This window comes from Marivita sp. GX14005 (assembly GCF_023370775.1).
Lineage (GTDB): Bacteria > Pseudomonadota > Alphaproteobacteria > Rhodobacterales > Rhodobacteraceae > Marivita.
Genome location: NZ_JAMCCQ010000003.1, coordinates 290,517 through 315,767, shown reverse-complemented (window position 1 = coordinate 315,767; position 25,251 = coordinate 290,517). Strand labels below are relative to the sequence as shown.

25 protein-coding genes are annotated in these 25,251 nt (G+C 65.3%); 15 read left to right on the top strand and 10 right to left on the bottom strand.

Translation table 11 applies throughout. The features are described from left to right. Positions 1-42 precede the first annotated feature (42 nt). Entirely contained in the window at positions 43-534 is a 492-nt protein-coding gene (locus M3465_RS11725; RefSeq protein ID WP_249501932.1) for a tripartite tricarboxylate transporter TctB family protein, read from the top strand. Beyond that, positions 531-2,021 (top strand): tripartite tricarboxylate transporter permease, encoded by a 1,491-nt coding sequence (locus M3465_RS11720; RefSeq protein WP_249501931.1) that lies wholly within the window; start codon positions 531-533, stop codon positions 2,019-2,021. Before M3465_RS11725 ends, M3465_RS11720 begins: the two co-directional genes overlap by 4 nt. On the opposite strand, the gene M3465_RS11715 is transcribed toward M3465_RS11720, so the two are convergent. The 7 genes from M3465_RS11715 to acs form a co-directional block, all read right to left on the bottom strand. Then, positions 2,014-3,423, bottom strand: coding sequence for a 3'-5' exonuclease (locus M3465_RS11715; protein WP_249501930.1), 1,410 nt, complete (start codon positions 3,421-3,423; stop codon positions 2,014-2,016). The two genes, M3465_RS11720 and M3465_RS11715, sit on opposite strands and share 8 nt — an antisense overlap. A gap of 4 nt (positions 3,424-3,427) precedes the next feature. Then, complete coding sequence (locus tag M3465_RS11710; protein ID WP_249501929.1) at positions 3,428-3,928, bottom strand: hypothetical protein; 501 nt, start codon at positions 3,926-3,928, stop codon at positions 3,428-3,430. A gap of 25 nt (positions 3,929-3,953) precedes the next feature. Next, on the bottom strand, positions 3,954-5,777 hold the full coding sequence (locus tag M3465_RS11705) for a DUF294 nucleotidyltransferase-like domain-containing protein (RefSeq protein WP_249501928.1): 1,824 nt from the start codon (positions 5,775-5,777) through the stop codon (positions 3,954-3,956). Positions 5,778-5,873: 96 nt separating this feature from the next. Next, entirely contained in the window at positions 5,874-7,655 is a 1,782-nt protein-coding gene (locus M3465_RS11700) for a sodium:solute symporter family protein (RefSeq protein WP_249501927.1), read from the bottom strand. 2 nt (positions 7,656-7,657) lie between these two features. Next, positions 7,658-7,945: a DUF4212 domain-containing protein gene (locus M3465_RS11695; protein WP_249501926.1), complete on the bottom strand. Its 288-nt coding sequence runs from the start codon at positions 7,943-7,945 to the stop codon at positions 7,658-7,660. A gap of 74 nt (positions 7,946-8,019) precedes the next feature. Beyond that, positions 8,020-8,706: an adenylate kinase gene (locus M3465_RS11690; RefSeq protein ID WP_249501925.1), complete on the bottom strand. Its 687-nt coding sequence runs from the start codon at positions 8,704-8,706 to the stop codon at positions 8,020-8,022. A gap of 5 nt (positions 8,707-8,711) precedes the next feature. Then, positions 8,712-10,685, bottom strand: coding sequence for an acetate--CoA ligase (acs, locus tag M3465_RS11685; protein WP_249501924.1), 1,974 nt, complete (start codon positions 10,683-10,685; stop codon positions 8,712-8,714). A gap of 440 nt (positions 10,686-11,125) precedes the next feature. On the opposite strand from acs, the gene ade reads away from it, so the two are divergent. Beyond that, positions 11,126-12,829, top strand: a complete 1,704-nt coding sequence (gene ade, locus M3465_RS11680; protein WP_249501923.1) for an adenine deaminase — start codon at positions 11,126-11,128, stop codon at positions 12,827-12,829. Here ade and M3465_RS11675 read toward each other — a convergent pair. Next, positions 12,819-14,078: a 3-phosphoshikimate 1-carboxyvinyltransferase gene (locus M3465_RS11675; RefSeq protein WP_249501922.1), complete on the bottom strand. Its 1,260-nt coding sequence runs from the start codon at positions 14,076-14,078 to the stop codon at positions 12,819-12,821. The genes ade and M3465_RS11675 overlap by 11 nt on opposite strands. A 118-nt stretch (positions 14,079-14,196) precedes the next feature. Between M3465_RS11675 and M3465_RS11670 the strand changes: the two genes are divergently transcribed. The 5 genes from M3465_RS11670 to M3465_RS11650 all read left to right on the top strand — a co-directional run bounded on the left by M3465_RS11670 (position 14,197) and on the right by M3465_RS11650 (position 20,283). Then, on the top strand, positions 14,197-14,958 hold the full coding sequence (locus M3465_RS11670; protein ID WP_249501921.1) for a hydroxypyruvate isomerase family protein: 762 nt from the start codon (positions 14,197-14,199) through the stop codon (positions 14,956-14,958). Further along, positions 14,931-16,103, top strand: a complete 1,173-nt coding sequence (locus M3465_RS11665) for an iron-containing alcohol dehydrogenase (RefSeq protein ID WP_502846115.1) — start codon at positions 14,931-14,933, stop codon at positions 16,101-16,103. Before M3465_RS11670 ends, M3465_RS11665 begins: the two co-directional genes overlap by 28 nt. Next, positions 16,100-17,050 carry an aminotransferase class IV gene (locus M3465_RS11660; RefSeq protein ID WP_249501920.1) on the top strand — a complete coding sequence of 317 codons (951 nt, stop codon included), beginning with the start codon at positions 16,100-16,102 and terminating at the stop codon, positions 17,048-17,050. Before M3465_RS11665 ends, M3465_RS11660 begins: the two co-directional genes overlap by 4 nt. A 62-nt stretch (positions 17,051-17,112) precedes the next feature. Further along, a complete protein-coding gene (locus tag M3465_RS11655; RefSeq protein WP_249501919.1) occupies positions 17,113-19,020 on the top strand; it encodes a PHA/PHB synthase family protein in 1,908 nt (635 codons plus the stop codon). A 45-nt stretch (positions 19,021-19,065) separates the two neighbouring features. Continuing rightward, positions 19,066-20,283, top strand: a complete 1,218-nt coding sequence (locus M3465_RS11650) for an acetate/propionate family kinase (RefSeq protein WP_249501918.1) — start codon at positions 19,066-19,068, stop codon at positions 20,281-20,283. A gap of 83 nt (positions 20,284-20,366) precedes the next feature. Here M3465_RS11650 and M3465_RS11645 read toward each other — a convergent pair whose 3' ends face one another. Both M3465_RS11645 and M3465_RS11640 read right to left on the bottom strand, forming a co-directional pair. After that, positions 20,367-20,654 (bottom strand): sll1863 family stress response protein, encoded by a 288-nt coding sequence (locus tag M3465_RS11645; RefSeq protein ID WP_249501917.1) that lies wholly within the window; start codon positions 20,652-20,654, stop codon positions 20,367-20,369. Positions 20,655-20,676: 22 nt separating this feature from the next. After that, positions 20,677-21,111 (bottom strand): hypothetical protein, encoded by a 435-nt coding sequence (locus M3465_RS11640; RefSeq protein ID WP_249501916.1) that lies wholly within the window; start codon positions 21,109-21,111, stop codon positions 20,677-20,679. A gap of 183 nt (positions 21,112-21,294) precedes the next feature. On the opposite strand from M3465_RS11640, the gene M3465_RS11635 reads away from it, so the two are divergent. The 7 genes from M3465_RS11635 to M3465_RS11605 are packed head-to-tail and all read left to right on the top strand — an operon-like array spanning position 21,295 to position 25,248. Then, positions 21,295-21,858, top strand: a complete 564-nt coding sequence (locus tag M3465_RS11635; RefSeq protein ID WP_249501915.1) for an HdeD family acid-resistance protein — start codon at positions 21,295-21,297, stop codon at positions 21,856-21,858. A 17-nt stretch (positions 21,859-21,875) separates the two neighbouring features. Next, positions 21,876-23,273: a F0F1 ATP synthase subunit beta gene (gene atpD / locus M3465_RS11630; protein ID WP_249501914.1), complete on the top strand. Its 1,398-nt coding sequence runs from the start codon at positions 21,876-21,878 to the stop codon at positions 23,271-23,273. Beyond that, positions 23,270-23,680: an ATPase gene (locus tag M3465_RS11625; RefSeq protein WP_249501913.1), complete on the top strand. Its 411-nt coding sequence runs from the start codon at positions 23,270-23,272 to the stop codon at positions 23,678-23,680. Before atpD ends, M3465_RS11625 begins: the two co-directional genes overlap by 4 nt. After that, positions 23,677-23,964 (top strand): AtpZ/AtpI family protein, encoded by a 288-nt coding sequence (locus M3465_RS11620; RefSeq protein WP_249501912.1) that lies wholly within the window; start codon positions 23,677-23,679, stop codon positions 23,962-23,964. Before M3465_RS11625 ends, M3465_RS11620 begins: the two co-directional genes overlap by 4 nt. Continuing rightward, on the top strand, positions 23,964-24,269 hold the full coding sequence (locus M3465_RS11615) for an N-ATPase subunit AtpR (RefSeq protein WP_249501911.1): 306 nt from the start codon (positions 23,964-23,966) through the stop codon (positions 24,267-24,269). The genes M3465_RS11620 and M3465_RS11615 overlap by 1 nt, the downstream gene beginning before the upstream one ends. Beyond that, entirely contained in the window at positions 24,260-24,961 is a 702-nt protein-coding gene (locus M3465_RS11610) for a F0F1 ATP synthase subunit A (protein ID WP_249501910.1), read from the top strand. Before M3465_RS11615 ends, M3465_RS11610 begins: the two co-directional genes overlap by 10 nt. Next, entirely contained in the window at positions 24,958-25,248 is a 291-nt protein-coding gene (locus M3465_RS11605) for a F0F1 ATP synthase subunit C (RefSeq protein WP_249501909.1), read from the top strand. Before M3465_RS11610 ends, M3465_RS11605 begins: the two co-directional genes overlap by 4 nt. The last annotated feature ends 3 nt before the right edge of the window (positions 25,249-25,251 follow it).

Here is a 25,251-nt window from a genome sequence, read left to right as displayed (position 1 = left end):
GGGCATGCGCCGGCGCGGGCCTTCAAAGGAGCCTTCTGCCCCATGCCTGACAGCACCGCCCTCAACCTGCGCCTCGGGATCGCGTCCCTACTGGCGTCAGGTTTCCTGTTCTTCTACGCGATCCCGCGTTTCGTCTCCGCGCCCAGCAATATCAACAATATCGTGCTCTCGCCGCTCTTTTGGCCCTACATCCTGTCGGTGTTGACGGCGCTGGTCGGTCTGGGGCTGATCGCGGTGTCCATCACTGGTGAACCGGAAGAAGACGGTTTCGCCGAACCGGGGCCGATGCTGCCCAAATGGGGGCGGCTGGCGGCGCTTGCGCTCATCATGGCGGCCACTTTCCTGCTCCTGCCGGCGCTGGGCATGGTCTGGACCTCGATGCTGGCCTTTCTGGCAACCGCCTTCCTGTTCCGCACGCGGCATCCGGTGGCGGCAGTGATTTGCGCCGTTCTAATCCCGCTCGTGCTTTACGGCTTCTTTGCGCATGTCGCGGGGGTTGCGGTGCCGCAGGGCAATTTCGTGAGATTGCCATGAGCCTGATAGAGTCCCTCGCGGCCGGCTTCGCGCTGGTCGGAAACATCGAAGCGTTCCTGATGCTGTTTTGCGGGTTGATCGTGGGTGTAATCGGAGGCGCGATCCCCGGTCTGTCGGCAACGATGGCGGTTGCGCTGGCGCTGCCCTTCACCTTTTCGATGGCGCCGATCAACGGGATCCTTCTGCTGCTGGGCGTCTACAAGGGCGGTATCTTCGGCGGCTCCATCCCGGCGATCCTGATCAAGACGCCCGGCACGCCGGCCTCTTCGGCCACAATCCTCGACGGGCACCCGATGGCGGAACGCGGCGAGGCGGGCCGCGCGCTGGGCATGGCGCTCTATGCCTCCTGCACGGCGGATGCAGTGTCGAACCTCGCGCTGATCCTCTTCGCGGGCTGGCTGGCGTCGTTCGCGATGAATTTCGGCCCGCCGGAGTTCTTTGCGCTGATCCTCTTTTCGCTGACGATCATCGCCGGCGTGTCGGGCGAAAGCCTGCTGCGCGGCGCGCTCTCGGCGCTGGCGGGGCTGCTGCTGGCGACGATCGGGCTCGATCTGGTCTATGGCACCAACCGGTTCACCTTCGGCAATCCGAACATGATGGGCGGGCTGAATTTCATCGCCGTGCTGATCGGGCTTTTCGCGATTCCCGAGATTATCGCGATGGCATGGAACCCGGTGGCGCATCTGGGCAAGACCCGGTCGCTGGGCAAGACGCGCTGCACGCTGGCCGATTACCTCGGCAGCATCAAGAGCATCCTGCGCGGCAGCCTGATCGGCGTGTTTCTCGGCTCCATCCCCGGTATCGGTGCGGCGCCGAGCGCCTTTCTGAGCTATTCGGAGGCGCGGCGCACATCGAAGAACAAGGCCAATTTCGGCAAGGGCGAGATCGAGGGCGTCGCGGCGTCCGAAGCCGGCAATAACGGCGTCGCCGGGGCCACGCTGATCCCGCTGCTGGCGCTGGGCGTGCCCGGCGATGTGATCACCGCCATCATCATCGGCGCCTTCATGGTGCACGGTCTGCAGCCGGGGCCGATGATGTTCATCCTCAATGTCGATATCATTTACGGATTGTTCATCGGGCTCATCATAAGCTCGGTTCTGCTGCTGATCGTCGGATCGGTGGCGATCCGGGGGTTCAGGTTCGTGGCCGATGTGCCCAAGCGCCTGCTGATGCCCGCGGTTCTGGTGCTGTGCATTTACGGGGTCTTTGCTGTGAACAACAATATCTTCGATGTCGGGGTGATGCTCGTAATGGGATGGGTCGGCTACCTGATGATGCGCGCGCGCATCCCGGCCGCGCCGTTCCTGATCGCCTTCATCCTCGGTCCGCTGCTGGAGGACAATTTCCGTCAGGCGATGCTGATGTCGGGCAGTGACCCGGTGATCCTCTTCCGGGGGCCGATCACATGGTTCTTCTGGGCGCTGACCGGGCTGACGGTCTTCGCGATCACGCGCAGCACGTTGCGAAAACGCGTGCCGCTCAGTTGAGGTCTTCGAGCAGGCGGCCATGGCGGCGGGTTTCCTCGATCACCGCGCCGAAGGTGGTCAGGCCCTGCGCCTCCAGCATCGGCAACATGCGCACCAGCACCTCGGCGGTGGCCTGCGCATCGCCGATGGCCGTATGGCGCATCGCGTCGGGGATCGTGACGCCGAGCCGTTCGCACAGCGCGTCGAGCGTGTGTTTCTCGCTCGCGCCGAACAGCACGGCGGAGAGCAGCACGGTGTCGAGGATCGGATGATCCCAGGTCAGGCCGGTGGTGTGCGCGTGACGGTGCAGGAAGGCCATGTCGAACGGCGCGTTATGGGCGACGATCACGGCCTCTCGCGAGAAGTCGTGAAAGCGCCGGGCAACCTCTGCGATACGCGGCTTGCCGCGCACCATCGCATCCGAGATGCGATGCACGCGCGTCGCGCCCGGCGGGATCGGGCGGCCGGGATCGACCAGCTGGTCGATCCGCTCGCCCGGAACGATACGCCCGTTGAGCACCCGCACCGCACCGAGCTGCACGATCTCGTCCTTATGCGGCAGAAGGCCCGTGGTTTCGGTGTCGAAGACCGAAAAGCAAAGCTGCCGCAGCGGGCGCTCGGCGAAATCGGACCCGGCATCGCCCTGATCGAGGAGGTCGAAATCATAGACCAGCGGGCGTTCGGCCTCGGGCGATATGTCGAGCGTCTGGCTGTCGATCACCATGAGATAGCCGCCGTCCCGCATCGGCTTGAGCCGCGCGTCGAAGCTTTGCGTGCCATCGGGTGACTGGGCGGTAAAGCGGACATCCTTGCCGGATTTGTGCAGCTTGCCGACCGCCGCATCGAGGCTCTTCGCGGCGAAATACTCGGAGATCCGCGCATTGAGACGCGGCACGCCGATCTGCGAGAGGATCTCGGCCGCCTGCGCGTCGTAAAGCGCGATCTGCCCGCCGGGCGTGACGAGGATCGTCGCCACCGGGATTTCCGTCAGAAGCGCGGTCAGGCGGGCCTTTTCAGCCTCCAGCCGGGCCGTTTCGGAGGCGACGGCCTGCGCGGTGCTCAGCGCGCTGTCGCCGAGCTGGCGCGCCACGGCGGAGGCGGCCGGGGCGAGATCGCCGAGATAGCGCGCGGCTTTCGTGTCAAGATCGGCCTCGACCCCGGCATGGGCGCGGCTGCGCATCTGCGCGGCGAGCCGTTCGATGGGCTTGGCGACATTCTCGTCGAAAAGCAGCCAAACCCCGGCGGTGATGCCGAGGATCAGAAACCCCGCGACGATGGCCGCGAAGAGAAAGCCATCCGCCGGGCCGGTCTCCAGCGCGCGGGCATGACCGAGCCAGATCGCCGCGAGCACCGAACAGAGCGAGCCGAGGGCGATGAGGCAGAAGAAGAGGAACACGCGCAGGCGCAGGGTGAGTTTCGGCATGGCATCACACCCTGTCGCAGACGGCCCGCACGAGCGGATCGTCCGGCGGCACGTCGCGCCAGACGGGCGCGCCGCCATCGCCGCCCGCGGGATCGGCGCGCTGCCCGGTGAGGCAATTGACCATCACCTGGACCGATTGCACCGTCCCCCAGCGGCGGAAGAGATAGAGATCGGCCATGTGCAGATCGGGATCGTTCGCGTTGCTGCGCAACCCTTCGGTATCGAGCGCGATGAAGCGGTCGGTATAGGGCGCAAGGTAGGTCCATGGGCGGTAGAAGGCCGTAGATTCGACGCTCTGCACCACTTCCAGCCCGTCGGGCATCGCTTCGGAAGTGCGCGAGAACCAGCTGTATTCGCTGCTGATCGCAGTGCCCAGCATCGCCGCCCCGGCCGCGAGCGGCACCAGCCATTTCGGCAGCCGCCCGCCCGTCAGGCGCGAGACGATGAGCATGACGCCCGCGCCCGCAATGCCCGCCACGATGACGCCGATCAATTCCAGAAACATCGCAACTCCTCCCCGAGTTGGCGCGTCAGCCGAGCATCCCGCGCCCGTGGCCAACGGCCGATTGCATGGATTTTATCACCACGAACGCATCGCGCAGATGACTTCGCTCAAAGTCCGACAGATCGGCGAGGCTCAGGAAATTGTCCGGCCGTGCGCCGCTGCGCACCTGCGCCGCCTGATGTTCGAGCCGCGTCTCCGCGATCAGGTCATAGGCATCGCGCAGATCGCGCCCGCCCGATTTGCTGAGAACGCCCGACGCGGTCGCCGCCTCCAGCCGCGCGGCGGTGTTGGCCTGCGTCAGCCGGCCCTGAAGCGCATAGATACGCGCCAGATCGACCACCGGCACGACGCCGTTCAGCTTGAGATCGATATGGTTCTTGTGCTCGCCCGACCGGATCGTCGCGAAGCCGCGCAAAAGGCCCAGCGGCGGGGTGTGCTTGAGCGAGTTCGACACCATATGCGCCACGAAGATCGAATTGGCCGACGCCTTTGCCAGCGTTTCGGCCTGCAGATCCTCGAAAAGCCGGGTCGTGCCGCCGATGGGGCGCAGGTCGAACATGACACTGGCGAGCATCTGCGCTTCGGGGTTCGGGGTCTTGATCCAGCCATTGAAATACTCGCGCCAGACGCGCACGGGCTGCCGCCAGCGCGGATTGCTCGCCATCATGTCGCCGGGGCAATAGACATAGCCGCAGGTGTTCAGCCCGTCGCAGACGAATTGCGCCAGCGCGGCAAAATAGGGCGCATCCGCATCCGTCATCGTATCATCGATGAAAAGGCAATTGTCCTGATCGCTGATGCCGGTCTGTTCCTGCCGGCCCTGCGATCCGCAAGCGAGCCAGAGATAGGGCACCGGCGGCGCGCCCAGTTCGGCTTCGGCCAAGGCCAGAAGGCGGCGGGTCGCCGTGTCGGCGATGTCGGTGATGAGCCGGGTGATGACCTCGTGCCGGTTGCCGCCCGCGACAAGCTGCGCGAGCAGTTGCGGGATGCGCGCGGTGACAGTCGCCATCTCGGCGGCGCTGCCGGAATGGGCGATCTCGGCGACGAGTTCGGCCGAGCTGACGGCCTGAAAACGGGTGAGATCGGTCTGCGTGACGATGCCGACGAGCGTATCGCCATGGCAGACCGGAATATGGCCGATCCGCCGCTCCATCATCATGTGCAGCACATCCGAGCCGATGGCCGAGGGCGGCAGGGTCAGGGGATCGGCGGTCATCACCTGTGCGATCGGCGTATTGCCCGACAGCCCGCCGGCCACGACCTTGCCCGACATATCGCGGATCGTGGCGATCCCGCGCAGGCTGCCGCTTTCGGTGACGCAGATCGAGGAGACATGCGCATCGCGCATCTGCTCTGCCGCGTGCTGCACATGGGTTTCGGGCGCGCAGGTGAGCGGCGCGCGCGCCATCAGCTCTTCGACGCGGATGGTGGCGAGATCGGGTTTGCCGGGGCGGGGCGCACGGCTGCGGTCGAAGAAGCGGCGGAAGGCGGGGCTCTGCGCCATCGCGCGGTGGAAGTGGTCGGCGGGCAGCAGCAAAAGCGTGCTGTCGGTGATCGCGCGTGCCGAGGTCAGGCTGACCCCGTCGCGCAACAGCCCGCGTTCTCCGAAACTGTTGCGCGGGCCGAGCAGCGAGACCGGAACGCCATGTTCGTCGCGAACCTCCACCTCGCCGTCATGCACGATATAGAGCCCGCTCAGCGGAACCGACAGGCCGTAAATTTGCGCACCGGGCGCGAAATGTTGCGGCTCGATGGCCTCCGCGATGGATTGCAGCAGGGCGGGCTCCATCGAATCGTAAGGGTGGATCGCGGAGAGAAACTGAAGCCGCGCGGCGTTGGAAAGCGTCATGGTCTGGCCCGTCCGGGAATGAAAAGTCCCGCCCCGGTTATCCGGCGCGGGACCGATGGTGAAGGGGCGCGCCGCGCAAGCGGCGCCTCCCGGTGCTTAGTGGTCCTGTGCGGCACCCGCACCGCGCGGCACGCGGACGCTTTCGACCAGCTCCTCGATCTCTTGCGGGATCGATGCGGTCATCTTCGAAACCGTGAAGGCCACCGCGAAGTTGATCGCTGCACCGACCGCACCGAAGCTTGTCGACTTGATCGTGCCGAGCAGCGGATCGGCGTCGGTGAAGCTGTTGGTGTCGGGGATGAAGAACCACCCCTTGTGCAGGAAGATATAGATGACGGTCACGATCAGGCCCGACAGCATACCGGCCACGGCACCCTTGTTGTTCACCTTGGTGAAGATGCCCATCATCAGCGCCGGGAAGATCGACGCCGCCGCGAGGCCAAAGGCCAGCGCCACGGTTTGCGCCGCGAAGCCCGGAGGGTTGAGGCCCAGATAGGTTGCCACGGCAATCGCCACCGCCATCGCGATCCGGGCCGACAGAAGTTCGCCCTTTTCGGAGATTTGCGGATTGATCTGACCCTTGATGAGATCATGGCTGACCGCTGAGGAAATCGCCAGAAGCAGGCCCGCCGCGGTCGAAAGCGCGGCCGCGATGCCGCCTGCCGCGATCAGGCCGACCACCCAGCCGGGCAGGTTGGCGATCTCGGGATTGGCCAGAACCAAAATGTCGCGGTTGAAGTTGGTCAGTTCGTTGCCTTCCCAGCCTTCGGCGGCCGCACGTTCCTGCATCGCCGGGTTCTCGTCGTTGTAATACTGGATGCGCCCGTCGCCATTCTTGTCTTCCCAGCCCAGAAGGCCGGTCTGCTGCCATGTTCCCATCCAGTCGTAATCGGGATCGGTGGCGATGGTCTCGACGCTGACCGCTTCGGCGCCGGTGCCGTTCGGCCAGAACTGTTCGGTGATGTTGAGACGTGCCATCGCTCCGACCGCCGGAGCGGTGAGATAGAGCAGGGCGATAAAGACCAGCGCCCAGCCGGCTGACCAACGGGCATCGGCCACTTTCGGCACGGTGAAGAAGCGCATGATGACGTGCGGCAGACCCGCGGTGCCGATCATCAGCGACAGGGTGAAGAGCACCATGTTGAATGTATCGCCGTGATGCGCGGTGTATTCGTTGAAGCCCAGCTCGGAGACAATCTGGTCAAGCTTGGCCAGAAGCGGCTCGCCGCTCGCCTGATGCTCGCCGAACAGGCCGAGACCGGGAACCGGGTTGCCCGTCAGCTGCAGCGAGATGAACACGGCCGGGATCGTGTAGGCCATGATCAGCACGACATATTGCGCCACCTGCGTGTAGGTCACGCCCTTCATGCCGCCGAACACGGCATAGGCAAAGACGATCACCGCACCGATCAGCAGTCCCGCCGTGTTGCTGACTTCGAGGAAACGGCCGAAGGCCACGCCGACGCCGGTCATTTGCCCGATCACATAGGTGAGCGAGGCCACCAGAAGCGCGATGACCGCAACGAGCCGTGCGGTGGGCGAATAGAAGCGGTCGCCGATGAATTCGGAAACGGTGAATTTGCCGAACTTGCGCAGATAGGGCGCAAGCAGCAGCGCAAGCAGCACATAGCCGCCGGTCCAACCCATCAGGTAGGTCGAGTTGTCATAGCCGGTGAAGGCGATGAGACCGGCCATCGAGATGAAGGAGGCCGCCGACATCCAGTCCGCCGCGGTCGCCATGCCGTTCGTGACGGGGTGAACGCCGCGGCCGGCGGCATAGAATTCGGATGTAGAGCCCGCGCGGGCCCAGATCGCGATGCCGATGTAGATCGCGAAACTCGCGCCCACAAACAGCAGGTTGATTGTGAATTGATCCATTCTTATTCCTCCTCGACGCCGTATTCACGGTCCAGCTTGTTCATCCGCCAGGCGTAAAAGAAGATCAGCGCCAGAAAGACGAGGATCGATCCCTGCTGGGCGAACCAGAAGCCCAGATCGGTTCCGCCAACGCTGATGCCCGAGAGCAACGGACGCAGCAGGATCGCGAATCCGAACGAGCAAAGCGCCCAGATCACGAGGCTTATCAGAATGATGCGCACGTTTGCGGCCCAGTAGCCCTTGTCGGCTTCCGAGACCGCGTGCGGCGTGTGTGTCGAATGGTCCGCCATGATGCGGCTCCTCCTTTTTTTCTCCTTGAACGCGCATCGAGGGGCGATGCGCGCATCCCTTTTCAGCCCCCGCCCTAGCGGGTGGCCGCCTTGACGATCGCGCCCATCTTGTTCGCGATCTCGTCGATCTGGCCCATCGCATTGATCCGCATGAGCGCCGCCTGCGCCGCGTAATAGTCGATCAGCGGGGCGGTCTGTTCGTGATAGGCGTCGAGCCGGGCCGCGACGGTTTCGGCGTTGTCATCGGCGCGGCGCTTGAACTCGGTGCTGTCGCACTTGTCGCAGCGGCCTTCCGCGGCAGGCGTCTTGAAACTGTCGTGATAGCCTTCGCCGCAGGCCGCGCAGGTGTAGCGGCCGGAAATGCGCGTTACCATCGCCGCATCGTCTACATCGAGACTGATGGCGGCGTTGATCTTCTGGCCATTCTCGGCCAGCAGCGCGTCGAGCGCCTCGGCCTGTCCCGCAGTGCGGGGGAAGCCGTCGAGGATGACGCCGCGCGCGCAATCGGGCTGCGCGAGCCGGTCGCGCAGGATGGCGATGACGATATCGTCACTCACCAGCTGCCCGGCCTCCATCACGGCCTTGGCCTGCTGTCCGGCTTCGGTGCCCTGCGCCACGGCATCGCGCAACAGATCGCCGGTGGAAAGCTGCACGAGACCGAAGGTTTCCTCCAGCATCCGCGCCTGCGTGCCCTTGCCGGCCCCCGGAGGGCCAAGCAGAATGAGAACGGGCGCTGCGGTCTGTGTGGTGGTTCCGTCCATGTCCCTCACCCCTTGTTCGCGCGGTTTTCGATGAGATTGTCGACGACCGACGGATCGGCGAGGGTTGATGTATCGCCCAGCGAGCCGTAATCGTTCTCGGCGATCTTGCGCAGGATGCGGCGCATGATCTTGCCCGAACGGGTCTTCGGCAGGCCCGGCGCCCACTGGATCACGTCCGGGGAGGCGATGGGGCCGATCTCGGTGCGGACCCAGTTGCGCAATTCCTTGGTCAGCTCGTCCGAAGGCTCCACGCCGTTCATCAGCGTGACATAGCAATAGATGCCCTGGCCCTTGATGTCGTGCGGATAGCCGACAACCGCAGCCTCGGCGACCTTCGAATGGGCGACAAGGGCGGATTCCACCTCGGCGGTGCCCATCCGGTGACCCGATACGTTGATCACGTCATCGACGCGCCCGGTGATCCAGTAATCGCCATCGGCATCGCGCTTGCAGCCGTCGCCGGTGAAGTAATAGCCCTTGTAATCCGAGAAATACGTCTTCTCGAACCGCTCGTGATCGCCCCAGACGGTGCGCATCTGGCCCGGCCAGCTGCTTTTGAGCGCCAGCACGCCCTCGGTCGGGGAGATGTGGATCTCCTCGCCCGATTGCGGATCGAGCACGACAGGGCAGATGCCGAAGAACGGCTTCATCGCAGCGCCGGGCTTGGTCGCGTGGGCGCCGGGCAGGGGGGTCAGCAAATGCCCGCCGGTTTCGGTCTGCCACCACGTATCGACGATCGGGCAGCGCCCGCCGCCGACGACATCGTTATACCAGTTCCACGCCTCGGGGTTGATGGGCTCGCCCACCGTGCCGAGGATGCGCAGAGAGGACAGATCGCAATTCGTGACATAGTCATTGCCCTGGCCCATCAGCGCGCGGATCGCGGTGGGGGCGGTGTAGAACTGGTTGACCTTGTGCTTTTCGCAGACCTGCCAGAAGCGGCTGGCATCGGGATAGGTTGGCACACCCTCGAACATCACGGTCGTCGCCCCGTTGGCCAGCGGGCCGTAGACGATATAGCTGTGGCCGGTGACCCAGCCGACATCGGCGGTGCACCAGTAGACATCGCCCTCATGGTAATCGAACACGATCTCATGCGTCAGACTGGCGTAGGTCAGATACCCGCCGCTGCTGTGCACGACGCCCTTGGGCTGCCCGGTGCTGCCGGATGTGTAGAGGATGAAAAGCGGGTCTTCGGCATTCATCTCGGCGGGGGCGGAATAGTCCTCCGCTTCCAGGGCCATCTCGTTATAGTCGTAGTCGCGATCCGCGATCCATGTGGTCTGACCGCCGGTGCGCTTCACCACGAGGCATTTCACCGTGTCCTTGCAATGCAGCAGGGCGGCATCTGCATTGGACTTGAGCGGCGTCTTGCGCCCGCCGCGCGGGGCTTCGTCGGCGGTGATGAGAACCTTGGCATCCGAGCCGTTGATGCGGGCGCTGAGCGCGTCGGGCGAGAAGCCGGCGAAGACGATGGAATGGATCGCGCCGATGCGCGCGCAGGCGAGCATGGCATAGGCCGCCTCGGGGATCATCGGCAGGTAGATCACCACCCGGTCGCCGCGGCGCACGCCCAGCGTTTCGAGGATGTTGGCCATGCGGCACACGCGGCGGTGCAGCTCGGCATAGGTGATGTGCTGGGCCTCCTCGTTGGGATCGTCCGGCTCGAAGATGATCGCGGTCTGATCGGCGCGCTTTTCCAGGTGCCGGTCGATGCAGTTGGCCGCCACATTCAGCGTGCCGTCGGCATACCAGTTGATCTTGACCTGACCGAGCGTGAAATCCACATCCTGAATCTGCGTCGGCTTCTTGATCCAGTCCAGACGCTCCGCAGCTTCCGCCCAGAACCCCTCGGGATCGGAGACCGAACGCGCATACATTTCCTCGTAGCGCGCCGCATCGACATGGGCATTCTTGGCCAGTTCGGCCGAAGGCGGGTAGCTGCCGGCGGTGAATTCGGTGGTGGATTTGTCGGTCATGTTTTCGATCTCCCTCACTTCGCCCGACCGGGTCGGGCGCTCCTGACTGCGATCACAGGCGTGTTATCGCGGCTTGTCGGGATGATACGCGAAACTGAAAACAAATAAATAAGTAAAATTAAAACAGAGGCTTAGATGTAAAAAATTTTCAAGAACGGCTGCAAAAAAGAAAAGAAATTAACAAGACGCTAGGTAAAGCGTTCTTTTGCCACGAAACTTGGCGCGTTGGTCGATCGTATAGTGTGGCGCGAATATGTCGCCTTTCGGCTTGGGGCTTTCGGTGGGGGCTCTGCGACATTTTGAACCGGTATGCGATCGTATGCAAAGCGGCGCATAAAAGTCGCGAATCGCTCCCGAACCGTTAGCGCATGACATTGCGGTGGCAAAGCGGGTCGTCGCCGCGCTATCAATCGGCAAACCCTCGCGAAGGAGACAGCGATATGACAGACCGATCCCCATTGGAGCGACGCATCGCCGCCGGGCTGGGCGACGTCCCTGCCGATATCGTGCTTCGGGGCGGTCAAATCCTCGATCTGGTGACGGGCGATCTGCTGAAGGGGGATGTCGCGATCGTGGATGGCGTGATCGCGGGCATTTGCGAGCGCTACGACGGCGCGCAAATCCGCGACATGTCGGGCCTGACGCTCGTTCCCGGCTTCATCGACACGCATCTGCATATCGAAAGTTCGCTGGTCACGCCCTTCGAGTTCGACCGCTGCGTGGCGCCGCATGGCGTGACCACGGCGATCTGCGATCCGCACGAAATCGCCAATGTGATCGGCGCGGACGGCATCCGCTATTTCCAGCGCGCCAGCGAGCACACGCTAATGGATATTCGCGTGCAGCTGTCCTCCTGCGTGCCCTCGACCCATATGGAGACCGCCGGCGCAAAGTTGTCCGCCGACGATCTGGCCGACCTGTGCGGGCATCCTTCGGGGATCGGGCTGGCCGAGTTCATGAATTATCCCGGCGTGATCCATCGCGATCCGGGGGTGATGGAGAAACTCGCGCTCTTCGAGGGCGGCCATATCGACGGCCATTGTCCGCAGCTTTCGGGGCGCGGGCTGAACGCCTATATCGCCGCCGGAATCTCGACCGAGCATGAGGCGACCACCGCCGGGGAAGCGCGCGAGAAACTGCAAAAGGGGATGCGGGTGCTGATCCGCGAGGGGTCGGTGTCCAAGGATCTGCACGCGCTGCAACCTCTGCTGACGGAACGGACCGCGCCCTACATGTGCCTGTGCACCGATGACCGCAATCCGCTGGATATCGGCGAGGAGGGGCATCTCGATTACATGATCCGCACGCTGATCGCGCTGGGAACGCCGCCTCTGGCCGCTTACCGCGCCGCGTCGCTGTCGGCGGCGGAGGCGTTCGGGCTGAAGGATCGCGGGCTGATCGCGCCCGGCAAGCGCGCCGATATCGTGGCTGTCGGATCGCTGGAGGGTTGCGACGTGCAGACGGTGTTCTGCGGCGGCGTCGAGGCGACACCGGAGGCGTTTGCGGCGCGTCGCACGGTCGATCCGGTGGCGCGAGGGTCGGTTCATGCGCGCAAGCTGCTGGCGGAGGATTTCCGCGCCAAGGCCAACAAGACGGAGACGGATGTGATCGGGATCATGGAGGGCAAGATCCTCACCGAGCATCTGCGCGAGGAAATCGCGGTGGAGGATGGCGACAAGCGCCCCGATCCGGCGCGCGATCTGGTGCGCATCGCGGTGATCGAGCGGCATGGAAAGAACGGCAATATCGCCACCGGCTTTGTGCGCGGCTTCGGATTGCAGCGCGGGGCCATTGCCTCGACCGTGTGCCATGATCATCACAACATCGCCTGCGTCGGGATCGATTACGCCGATATGGCACTGGCCGCGAACAGGCTGGGCGAGATCGAGGGCGGCTTTGTTGTCGCGGCGGGCGGCGAGGTGCTGGCGGAACTGGCGCTGCCGGTGGCGGGGCTGATGAGCCTTGAGCCGTTCGAGACAGTGCGCGATGCGCTGGAGCATCTGCGCCGCGCCGCGCGGGGGCTGGGCGTGACGCTGAACGAGCCGTTCCTGCAACTTGCCTTTCTGGCGCTGCCGGTCATTCCCGCGCTCAAGATCACCGACCGGGGGATGGTCGATGTAACGAAGTTCGAGATTATCGCGTGATCTCCACCTGAACGCCAAGGTCGCCCAGCACGTCCCAATAGGCGGGGAAGGTCTTGGAGACGCAATCCGGGTCTTCGATCGTCACACCGTTGATGCGCAAGGCGGCGAGGGCGAAACTCATGGCGATGCGGTGATCGGCATGGCTGTCGATCAGGCAGTCGCGGGTTTGCCCGGCAAGATCGGGGCGGGCGTGAACGATCAGATCGTCGCCCTCGACGCTGGACAGATCGGGGTCGATCCGCGTCAGCCCCTGATGCACGGCGGCGATGCGGTCGCACTCCTTCACGCGCAGGTTCTCGATGCCCGTAAAGCGGACGGGCGTTTTGTTGAACGCGGCCAGCACGGCGAGCGTCGGGATGGCGTCCTGCATCTGCGCACCGTAAATCTCTGCCGGCATGTTCGGGAAGGCGGCGATGAGCGCGTGCGCGTGCGCGTCGGGCTGGTTCATGTTCTTGGGCGCGGTGCCGATGTCGATCCGCCCGCCGGTGAGCGCCTCGGCGGCCCAAAGGTAAGTCGCGGCGCTGGCATCGGGTTCGATGGCGTAATCGGCGGCGGTGTAGCCGGTGGGCTGGATGGTGATCTCGGCCTCTGACGGAAAGTCCACCCGCACCCCGAAGGCGCGCATGACGGCGGCGGTGATCTGCAGGTAGCCGACCGCGCCGATCTTGCCGCCGCCAATGCGGATGCGGGTGGGCGCATCCCCCATCGCGGCGAGCATCATGATGGCAGAGATATACTGGCTCGACAACGTGCCGCTCACCTCGATCTCGCCCGCGTCGAAATGGCCTGTTCCGTTCACGGTGACGGGCGGGCATCCGGTGGGCGAGGCCGCGTCGACGCCCATGGCGCGCAGCGTCTCCAGCAGCGGCGCGATGGGGCGTTTCTGCATATGTTCGTCGCCGGTCAGGATCACGCGGCCACGCACCAATGCGACGGCGGCGGTAAGAAAGCGCATCGCTGTGCCGGCATTGCCGATGAACAGCGGCTCTGCCGGAACGTCCAGCGTGCCTGTGCCGGTGACGCGCACGGTCGTGTCGTCCACCTCCTCGATCCGCACGCCCATCGCGCGCAGGGCGGCCATCATGTAGCGCGTGTCATCGCTGCGCAGGATGCCGGTGAGCGTTGACGTGCCGCGCGCCAGCGCCGCCACGAGAAGCGCGCGGTTGGTGACGGATTTCGAGCCGGGCAGCGTGACCGCGCCGGTGAGGGCGGCGGCGACGGGGGCGATCCGGGCGACGGGCAAAGACATGGCGGCTCCTTCACAGCTGTCGCGCGTCGGTTTACGGCATTTGCCGCGCGGGGCAATCGCAAATACGGGTTCTCACGGGCGCACGGGGCGGCTATGCGAGATGTCAGGAGGGCGCGCGATGGACTTTTCGGCCAATCTGGGGATGCTCTGGGCGAACCTGCCCCTGCCCGACGCGATCCGCCGGGCGAAGGCGGCGGGTTTCGCGGCGGTCGAATGTCATTGGCCCTACCCCGAAGATGCGGGTGCGGTGCGCGACGCCCTGATGGAAACCGGCCTGCCGATGCTGGGGATCAACACGCGCAAGGGCGATGCTGGCGAGTTCGGCCTCTGCGCCGTGCCGGGCCGCGAGTCGGGCGCGCGGGCGTCCATCGACGAGGCGCTGGGCTATGCGGCTCAGATTGGCGCGCAGGCGGTGCATGTGATGGCGGGCAAGGCGCAAGGCGCGGCGGCGCGAGAGGTGTTTCTCGGCAATCTGCGCTACGGGCTGCACGCGGCGCGGGAGCTCGGGATCACGCTACTGATCGAGCCGCTCAACGTCTATGACGCGCCGGGGTATTTCCTGCGCAGCACCGATCAGGCGGCGCGGATCATCGAGGAGGTGGGCGACGCGCATCTGCGGCTGATGTTCGATTGCTACCATGTGCAGATCACCGAAGGCGACGTGTCGCGCCGTCTGACGCGGCTGTTGCCCCATATCGGGCATGTGCAGATCGCTGCTGTGCCGGACAGGGGCGCGCCGGATCATGGGGAGCTCGATTATGCCCATGTGCTGCGCCATCTGGCGGGGCTGGGCTGGACGCGGCCGGTCGGGGCGGAATACCGGCCAGAGGGCGCAACGGAGGAGAGCCTTGGATGGATGGACAAGCTGAAAGCGTCATGACCGGGCCATTCGCCTTTGCCACGGCGGGGGACATCCGCTTCGGACGCGGCGCGGCGCGCGAGGCGGTGCCGGCGCTGGCCGCGATGGGCGATGCGGCGCTGCTCGTCACTGGCGGCACGCCCGAACGCGCCGATTGGCTGCGCGCGGCGTTGGAGCAAGCGGGCGTGCGCGTGACGGTCTTCGCCGTTCCTGGCGAGCCGGATTTGCCCTTGATCGAACGCGGAATGGCTGCGGCGCGTGCGAGCGCTGCGCAAAGCGTCATCGCCCTGGGCGGCGGCGCGGCGATCGATGCGGGCAAGGCCATCGCGGCGCTGTTGCCGGCGGTGCGCCCGGTGCGCGATCATCTGGAGGTGGTCGGCAAGGGGCTGACGCTTGAGCACGATCCCTTGCCCTTTGCCGCCATTCCGACAACCGCCGGAACCGGCGCGGAGGTCACTCGCAACGCGGTGATTGCCGTGCCCGAGGCGCGGCGCAAGGTCAGCTTGAGAGACGCGCGGATGTTGCCGAAGCTGGCGATTGTCGATCCCGCGCTCACCGATGGTTGCCCGCGCGGGGTGACGCTGGCGTCGGGGCTCGATGCGATCACGCAGGTGATCGAACCCTATCTGAGCAGCCGCGCGAATGTGATGACCGACGCGCTGTGCCGCGATGCGATCCCGAAAGGGCTGGCCGCGCTGCGCGATCTGATGGGCGGCGAGCAGGCCGGCGCGCGCGATGCGATGGCCTGGGTGAGCCTGTGCGGCGGGCTGGCGTTGGCCAATTCGGGGTTGGGCGTCGTGCATGGGCTGGCCGGGCCGCTGGGCGGGCTGTCGGGCGCGGCGCATGGCACGATCTGCGGCGCGCTTTTGCCTGCCGGTCTGAGGGCGAACGCCCGAGCCGGGCAAGGCGATGCGCGGCTGCAGTTGCGTATGGGCGAGGTCCGGGGCTGGATCGCGCAGGCACTTGGCGGTGCGGCCCCCGATGCCTTCGACACATTGCACCGCTGGTCCCGCGCGGCGGGGCTGCCGGGGCTGGACGCGCAGGGCATCACCGAGGAGATGCGTGCGCAGGCGGCGGACGCGGCGGTGCAGTCGTCGTCGATGAAGGCGAACCCTGTGGCCTTGAGCCGCGCAGACCTTTCAAACCTGATGGAGCAGGCCAGATGAGCAAATCCGAACTCACCACCCATGACGCCGAAGAGGACGCGCGCAACCGCGATATCAAGATCTACATCAATGGCGATCTGGTGCACCGGGACGAGGCGAAAGTGTCGGTCTACGATTCCGGCTTCCTGCTTGGCGACGGCATGTGGGAAGGGATGCGGCTCTATGACGGTTATTGGGCGTTTTTCGACGCGCATATGGACCGCTTTTTCGACAGCTGCCATGCGGTCAGCCTCGATGTCGGGATGGACCGGAACGGCATTGCCGACGCGCTGCGCCGCACGGCGGAGGCGAACGGGATGACGACCGATGTGCATTGCCGGCTCATGCTGACGCGCGGGATCAAGGACAAGCCGTTCCAGCACCCGCGCCTGTCGCGCTCAGGCCCGACGCTGGTGATCATCATGGAACATTCGCGGCCCGCGAGCGGCCTTCAGGACAAGGGCATCCGCCTTGCGTCCGTGCCGCAGGTGCGCGGGCTGCCGCATAGCCAGGACGCCAAGTTCAACAGCCATTCCAAGCTCAACTGCGTGATCGCCTGCCTTCAGGCCGAGGCGGCGGGGGCGGATGAAGGCTTGATGCTCGACCCGCACGGGTTTGTGAACACCACCAACGCCTGCAATTTCTTCGTCGTGCGCAAGGGCGAGGTTTGGACCTCGACGGGCGATTACTGCATGAACGGGGTGACGCGGGCCAACGTGATCGATCTGTGCCGCCGCAACGGGGTTCCGGTGCATGAAAAGAATTTCTCGCTCTACGAGGCCTATTCGGCGGATGAGGCGTTCCTGACCGGAAGTTTCGGCGCGCTGACGCCCGTGGCGTCGATTGACGGCAAGGCCGTCGGCACTGGCGCACGACCGCTAACGACGCATCTGCGCGCGCTGTATCATGAGGCTGTGGCGAGGGACGTAGCGGCGCAGGCGGCGCGGGCGGGGCAGGTGGAAACTTAACGTCCGTTAATGCGCTTGTCTTACGGGCCGCCTAGCGATGGGCCGGTCGAAAGGAGGCCGCCATGGCTGAACAACGCAAGACCCGCCGGAAAACGCCCAGGCCCGATCGAAAGGATGGGGCTCGCGATACGCTGCCGCCGCTGCGCGCGGTTCCTGACGCGCCGGGGCCGGGGCCGGGGACTGCGGCGCCGCCCGCAAGCAGCCGTCATGTCTCGCCCGAACTCTCGCCGCCTTGCGCGGCAACCGAACCCGACGGCTACAGCACGCAGATGCTCGACCGCGCGATCAAGGCCCATATGGCGCGCTTCACGCGGGGCGTGACCCCGTTCGGGCTGTCCTCGCGGATGTTCAATTGGTGGGTGCATCTGGCAGGATCGCCGGGCAAGCAGTTGCAACTGGCGGAAAAGGCTGTGAACAAGGCGACCCGTTTCGCCATGGCGCATGCCTCGCCGGCGCTGAGCGGGCGCGGCGATCCCTGTATCCTGCCGCTCGATTACGACAAGCGGTTCGACGCGCCGGAATGGCAGCGCTGGCCCTATAACATGATCTACCAGAGCTTTCTGATGGCGCAGCAATGGTGGTATAACGCCACCAACAATATCGACGGCATGTCGGCCAAGGACGAGAAGGTAATTTCTTTCGTCGCGCGGCAGATGCTCGACATGATGTCGCCGTCGAACGCGATCTGGACCAATCCGGAGGTTCTGGCCCATACCGCTCGCGAGGGTGGGGCGAACCTTGTGCGGGGGATGCAGAACCTGATGGAGGATTGGCAGCGCGCCGCGTCGCGCAAGCCGCCTGTCGGGGCCGAGGACTACCTGCCCGGACGCGAGGTCGCCGTCACGCCGGGCAAGGTTGTCTGGCGCTCGCATCTGATGGAACTCATCCAATATGCGCCGCAAACCGATACCGCCCGCCCCGAGCCGCTCCTGATCGTGCCGGCCTGGATCATGAAATATTACATCCTCGATCTGAGCCCGCATAATTCGCTGGTCCAGTATCTGGTGGAGCAGGGCTTCACCGTCTTCATGATCTCTTGGCGCAACCCCGATGCGGAGGATCGTGACCTCGGCATGGCCGACTACCTCGGCGCCGTCGAGGAGGCGCTGGACGTGATCGGCCGGATCGTGCCGGATGAGAGGGTCCACGGCATCGGCTATTGCCTCGGCGGCACTCTGCTGACTGCGAAGGCGGCGCAGATGGCGCGCGACGGCGACGACCGGCTCAAGACGCTGTCGCTCTTCGCGGCGCAGACCGATTTCGAGGATCCGGGCGAATTGCAGCTTTTCATCAGCGAAAGCGAGGTGTCTTTCCTCGAACACATGATGTGGGATCAGGGCTATCTCGACACGAGCCAGATGGCCGGGGCGTTTCAGCTTCTGCGCTCAAAGGATCTGATCTGGTCGCGCTATGTGCATGAATACCTGATGGGTCGGCGGCAGCCGATGTTCGATCTGATGGCCTGGAACGCCGATGCCACGCGGATGCCCTACCGGATGCACAGCGAATATCTCCGGCAGATCTTCCTCGATAACGAACTGGCCAAGGGGCAATACCGGATTGGCGGAAAGCCGGTGGCGATCACCGATATCGACGCGCCGATCTTTTGCGTGTCGACCACCGGGGATCACGTCGCGCCTTGGCAATCGGTCTACAAGCTGCATCTTCTGACCGATACCGATGTCACCTTCGTCCTGACTTCGGGCGGCCATAATGCCGGCATCGTCAGCGAGCCGGGCCACAAGGGCCGCAGCTACCGGATCGCCATGGCCCGTGAGGATGATCCCTATACCGCGCCGGAGGATTGGCGCGCGCGGGTACCCGAACAGGACGGCTCTTGGTGGCCGGAACTCGTGCGCTGGCTCGGTCAGCGGTCGGGCAAGCCCAAGGAGCCGCCGCAGCTCGGGGTGCCGGGCGCGCCGGATCTGCCGTCGAATGATGCGCCGGGAATTTACGTGCATCAAAGGTGATTGGGCGAGCCTGCGGGCGATGACGCAAGATGAGAACGGATGGATATGTCTGAGAAATTGATCGTGACGATAAACGCGGGCTCGTCGAGCCTGCGTTGCGGTGTGTTTGAACTGTCCGGCGGCGATCCGAAGCCGGTTCGCAGCTTCTCCATTCGGGGTTTGACCGGCGAGATGGTCCTGGCCGACCGCGATCTGGTGCGCGGCACCGAAGACGAAACCGCGCTGGGGCGGCACCGGGGAGCGGACGCTGCGCACAAGGCGGCGCTCGCGCAGGTGTTCGCGCGTCTGGATCCGGTGATGCGCGAACAGGGCATCGCGGCCTTCTCGCACCGGGTCGTGCATGGCGGGGAGCATTTCGCAGAGCCGGTGCGCGTGACGGACGAGGTTCTGACAACGCTCGAAGCACTGGCCCCGCTCGCGCCGAGCCATCAGCTTCACAACCTGCGCCCGATCCGCGAGTTTTCAGCACATTACCCGGACGCGGTGCAGGTCGCCTGTTTCGACACCGCGTTCCACCGCACCGCGCCGCGCGTCGCGCAGATCTACGCCCTGCCGCGCGAGCTGACCGATGCCGGGATCCTGCGCTACGGCTTTCACGGCCTGTCCTACGATTACATCGCCAGCGCCCTGCGCCGCGATTGGCCGGAGGTCGCGGGTGGCCGCGTGATCGTCGCGCATCTGGGCCACGGGGTGAGCCTTTGCGCGATGAAGGACGGGCAGAGCGTGGCGACGACGATGGGTCTCACCGCGCTTGCCGGAATGCCGATGGGCGAGCGCTGCGGCGCGGTCGATCCCGGCGCGGTGCTGCATCTGATCGAGGATCGCGGCATGAGCGCCTCGGAGGTGCGCGAGATGCTTTATACGCGCTCGGGCCTGCTCGGCGTGTCGGGGATCAGCGGGGAGATGAACGATCTCATTGCCAGCGAGCGCCCCGAGGCGCAGGAGGCGGTGGCCTATTTCGCCTATCGCTTCAGCCGCTGGACCGGCTCGTTGATCGCCGCACTGGGCGGGGTGGACGGCGTCGTCCTGACCGGCGGCATGGGCAAATACATCGCCCCCCTGCGCGCCCGTCTTGTCGAGGCGATCGGCTGGGCCGGAGCCGAACTCGACCCCGGCGCGAACGCCGCCGGTGGTCCGCGATTGACCACGGCAAGCAGCCGCCTGCCGGTGTGGATGATCCCCACGGATGAGGAACAGATCCTCGCCCGCGGGGCGGCTGCCCTCGTCGGCGCCGGGGCGGAGGGGCGTGTTCAGCGGGCTTGACCGGGTCTGGTGAGCTGCGAGATCCTCGGGTCGAGCGCGAACCCGCGCCCGAGCCCGAGCCGACGGCAGGGCGGCGTTTCTGGTCAGGAGAACCGGCTCCATGCACGGTTGAAGGCGCGCTCTATATCGTCCCAAGCGTCATCGGCGCCTTTCTTGATGTCGTCCCACGCGCTATCCTGAGCCTTGCGCATTTCCTTCAGTTGCACCTTGAGCGTCTCGCGGCGTTTTTGCAGGCCCTCCACCGCTTCGCGGACGTCTTCGCGTGCTTCGGCACCGGCCGCTTCGGCCTTCGCCTGAAGCTTGGCGATATCTGCCTTCCATTCGGCGAGTTGGGCATCGAGCTTGGCTTGGTAATCCTGTTGCCTGTCCATGTCATTTCTCCTGAATAAGCATTCAAAGCGCGGTGGATTTGGCCGGTTTGGCGGTGCGTTTGGCGTTGGCTTCGGTCTCTTCCATCGCTTCGGTCTCGTTGCTGGTCCAGATGCCGGCGCAACGCGACATCATCGCGGACCATTCGCTCAAGTCCTCGGCCATGCGTTCCATCGAGTTCTTTTGCCAATCGAGCATCGCCTGCATGGCGACGGCTGGATGGCGAAGATCGGTATTGTCGGCGTCGGTTGCGGCCTTGAGCGCGGACTGCGTCGCCTCGTGGCGGCGTTCGAACCAGGAAGAGGCGAATTTCTCGGCTTCCTTGAGCATGAGATCCTGTGCCTCCCAGAAATGGGTGACCTGGGGCGCATAGGCCGGATTCATCGAGAACATCACCTGCGCGGCGTCGAGCGCCTGTTGCTGGAGATCGTTGAGCGGAAGGGATTTGGCAGCGGGCATGTCAGGTTTCCTTTCATGATTGCGCAGGCAGCATGGCGCGATCCGCGCGGGACTGCATTAACTTTCGTCAAGACCGGCGGCGAGCCGCGCGGCAGCCGGCTTAACGGGCGTTAATGCAGCCGCATGGGCGTCCGATAGACATGGGGCAATCGCAATGCCGACATAAGAGTAAGGAGATTTCAAATGGAGCCGATTTTACAACGAATGCAGCGCAACTGGTGGATTTTCCTTCTGCGGGGCATCGCCGCAATCCTGCTTGGCCTTGCAGCGTTTTTCTGGCCCGCTTTGACCATGGCGGTCCTTGTGGTGATGCTCGGGGCTTATGTGCTGGTCGATGGCGTCTTCGGGCTGATCGACACGGTGCGCTATCGCGAGCGGTTCAAGCGGATCTGGCCGCTGGTGCTGGAATCGATCCTCGGGATCGTCTTCGGCCTGCTGACGCTTCTCATGCCCGGTGTGACCGCTTTCGTTCTGCTGATGTTCATCGCAGCCTGGGCGGTGATCGGCGGGGTGCTGCGGATCGTGCTGGCCTTCCAGATCCGGCACGAGATCACCGGCGAGTGGCTCTTGATCCTCGGCGGCGTGCTGTCGATCCTTTTCGGCGGGTTGCTGATCGCGATGCCGGTTGCGGGTCTGATTTCGGTCACATGGCTGATCGGTCTCTACGCGGTGCTCTTCGGCGTGCTTTTCGTGATCCTCGCCTTCCGTCTGAAGGGGATGGATCCCGATGAGACCGCGACGGTCTGAGCGCCGGAGCTTTCGATATGAACGCAGACCCCGATATCGCGCATGACGCGCCTGCCGAGGGCCGGATCACCGCCATTCGCGGCGGCATCGTCGATGTCGCCTTCGCGCAGGCCTGCCCGAAGATCGGCACGCTTTTGCACGCGGGCGACCTGCCGCTTGAGGCGGCGGCGATCATCGGGCCGAACGCCGTGCGCTGCATCGCGCTTGCCCCGGTGCGCGGGCTTGGCCTTGGCGCCAAGGTGAAAAGCAGTGGCGGGCCGATCACGGTTCCGGTGGGCGAGGGCGTTCTGGGCCGGATGCTTGATCTTTTCGGTGCGCCGCTCGACGGCGCCGCGCCGCCCGAGGCTGTTCGGCGCGATCCGATCCACCGCGCCCCGCCGGATCTGGCCGACCGTGTGCTGCGCGCGGAAGTGCTGGAAACCGGGATCAAGGCCATCGACCTGCTTTCGCCCATCGAGCGCGGCGGCAAGACGGGGCTTTTCGGTGGTGCTGGTGTCGGCAAGACCGTCCTGCTGAGCGAGCTCATTCACAACACGGTCGAGCATCATTCCGGAGTCAGCCTGTTCTGCGGCATCGGCGAGCGCTCCCGCGAGGCCGAGGAGCTTTGGCGCGAGATGGGCGAGGCGGGGGTGCGCGAGCGCATGGTGATGCTTTTCGGCCAGATGAACGAGGCACCGGGCGTGCGCTTTCTCGTCGGCAAATCCGCGCTGACAATGGCCGAGTATTTTCGCGACACGCGCGGGCAGGACGTTCTGGTGCTGATCGACAATATTTTCCGCTTCGTGCAGGCCGGCTCGGAACTTTCGGGCCTTCTGGGGCGCATGCCCTCCCGCGTGGGCTATCAGCCGACGCTGGCCACCGAACTGGCCGAACTGGAGGAGCGCATCGCCTCGACCCGGCGCGGCGCGATCACCTCGATCCAGGCGGTCTATGTGCCGGCGGACGATTTCACCGATCCGGCGGCGGCGCATATCTTCTCGCATTTGTCGGCATCGGTCGTGCTGTCGCGCAAACGGGCGTCCGAGGGGCTTTATCCGGCGGTCGATCCGCTGGCCTCCACTTCGGTGATGCTGACGCCCAACGTGGTGGGGCAGCGGCATTACGACATCGCCCGCGGCGTGCGTCGCACGCTGGCCGAATACGAGGATTTGCGCGACATCATCGCCATGCTGGGGATCGAGGAACTGTCGGCGCATGACCGCGCCGTGGTCGCGCGCGCCCGGCGGCTGGAGCGGTTCCTGACGCAGCCCTTCTTTACCGTCGGCGCGTCGGCCGGAACGACAGGGCGGCTGGTCCCGATCGCCGAGACGCTGGACGGCTGCGAGGCGATCCTGTCGCAAACCACGTTCGAGCGGCCGGAGACCGACTATTACATGATCGGCGCGCTTTCGGAGCTTGAGGAGGCGGCGGCATGAGCATGGCGAGCGACATGCAGATCCACCTGCGCCAGCCCTCCTCGGTCCTATATCACGGCCGCGCGCTCCGCCTGACCGCCGAGGCGGAGGATGGCCGTTTCGGGATCCTGCCGAACCATGCCGATTTCGTCACGGCGCTGGTGCCCTCCGTGCTGTTGCTCACCGATGAGGGCGGGCGCGAGCGTGTTTTCGGGATCGATGAAGGAGTGCTCGTCAAGACGGGCGATCTTGTCGAGATCGCGGTGCGGCGCGGGATCGAGAGCGATGATCTGGACAGCGTGGCCGCGCGGGTTTCGGACAGCTTCGCGGCTGCCGAGGACGAGGAACGCATGGCACGCGCCGCGTTGTCGCGGCTCGAAGCGGACATGGTGCGCAGCTTCGCCAATCTGAGGAAGGCACAGCCATGAGCGAGGATGACAAGCGACGCGCCGAGCGGATCGGACATGGCGCGCGGCGGATGAAAACCGCGCGCGACGATCCAGCCCCGAGCCCGCTGCGCGGGATCGGCACCTTCGGGATGGTCGGCTGGTCCGTGGCGGTGCCGACGGTGGGGGGCGCCTTGCTGGGGTTCTGGCTCGACCGGACCCTGCCGCAGGACTTCTCCTGGACGCTGGCGCTCCTGCTGGCGGGGGTCGTGATCGGGGGGCTGATCGCCTGGGGTTGGATCGACAGGGAAGGAGGCGGGAAGTGATGGCTCTGGACTGGACGGCGCTCGCGCTGGGCGCGGCTGCGGGCGGGCTGGCCGCCATGCTCTTCTTCGGCGGTCTCGCCGTCGGCCTTCGGCTCGCGCTGCGCAGCGCTCGGCCCGGCGCGGTTCTTTTCGCCAGCGCGGCCTTGCGGCTCGCAGCGCTGCTCGGCGCGGGCTGGCTTGTCGCGCTGCAGGGCGCGCCCATGCTCGGCGGGTTCATGGCGGGATTCCTGGCCGCAAGGCTGCTCATTCTGCTGATCGCCCGCCGGCGGCTGCCGGCAAGCACGGAGCGCGCGCCATGCAACTGACGCCGGACGATACGATCCTCTTCACGCTTGCCGGTGTGGCGATAAACGCCACCATCGTGAACACCTGGGTGATCATGGCGCTGCTGACCGGCATCGCGGCCATCGTCACGCGCAACCTCAAGCCCGATGTGCCGCCGAACCGCTGGCGCACCGCGCTCGAAGTCACCGTGGGCGGGATCGTGGACCAGATCGCCGAGATCACGGGCAACCGCGATCCGCGCATCCTCTATTTCGTCGGCACGCTGTTTCTCTTCATCGTGACCGCCAACCTTCTGACGGTCGTTCCGGGCTTCGACACGCCGACCGCGTCGCTCTCGACCACGGTGGCGCTGGCGCTGGCGGTGCTCGTCGCGGTGCCGCTGTTCGGGATCGGCAACCGGGGGTTTGCGGGCTATCTGCGCAGCTATATCGAGCCGTCGCCGATCATGCTGCCCTTCAACATCATCGGCGAGGTGTCGCGCGGCGTGTCGCTGGCGATCCGCCTTTACGGCAACATCATGTCGGGCGCGGTGATCGCGGCGATCCTGCTTGCCATCGCGCCGTTCTTCTTCCCGGTGCTGATGAACATGCTCGGCCTGCTGACCGGCGTGATCCAGGCCTATATCTTCGCCATCCTCGCAACCGTCTACATCTCTTCGGCCACGGCCACGCCGCCGCCGGGCGAATCCGTGCCACGAAAGGACAGTGCATGACCGATCTTTCCCTCATCGCCATGATCTCGATCTTTACCGCCGGTCTGACCGTGGCGCTTGGCGCCATCGGCCCCGCGCTGGGCGAGGGCCGCGCCGCGGCCACCGCGCTCAGCGCGATTGCGCAGCAGCCGGATGCCGCCGGTACGCTGTCGCGCACGCTCTTCGTCTCGCTGGCGATGATCGAATCCACCGCGATCTACTGCTTCGTCGTCGCGATGATCCTGCTTTTCGCCAACCCGTTCTGGAACGCAGCGCTCGAAGCGGCCGGGCAGGGAGCCGGAGGCTGACGC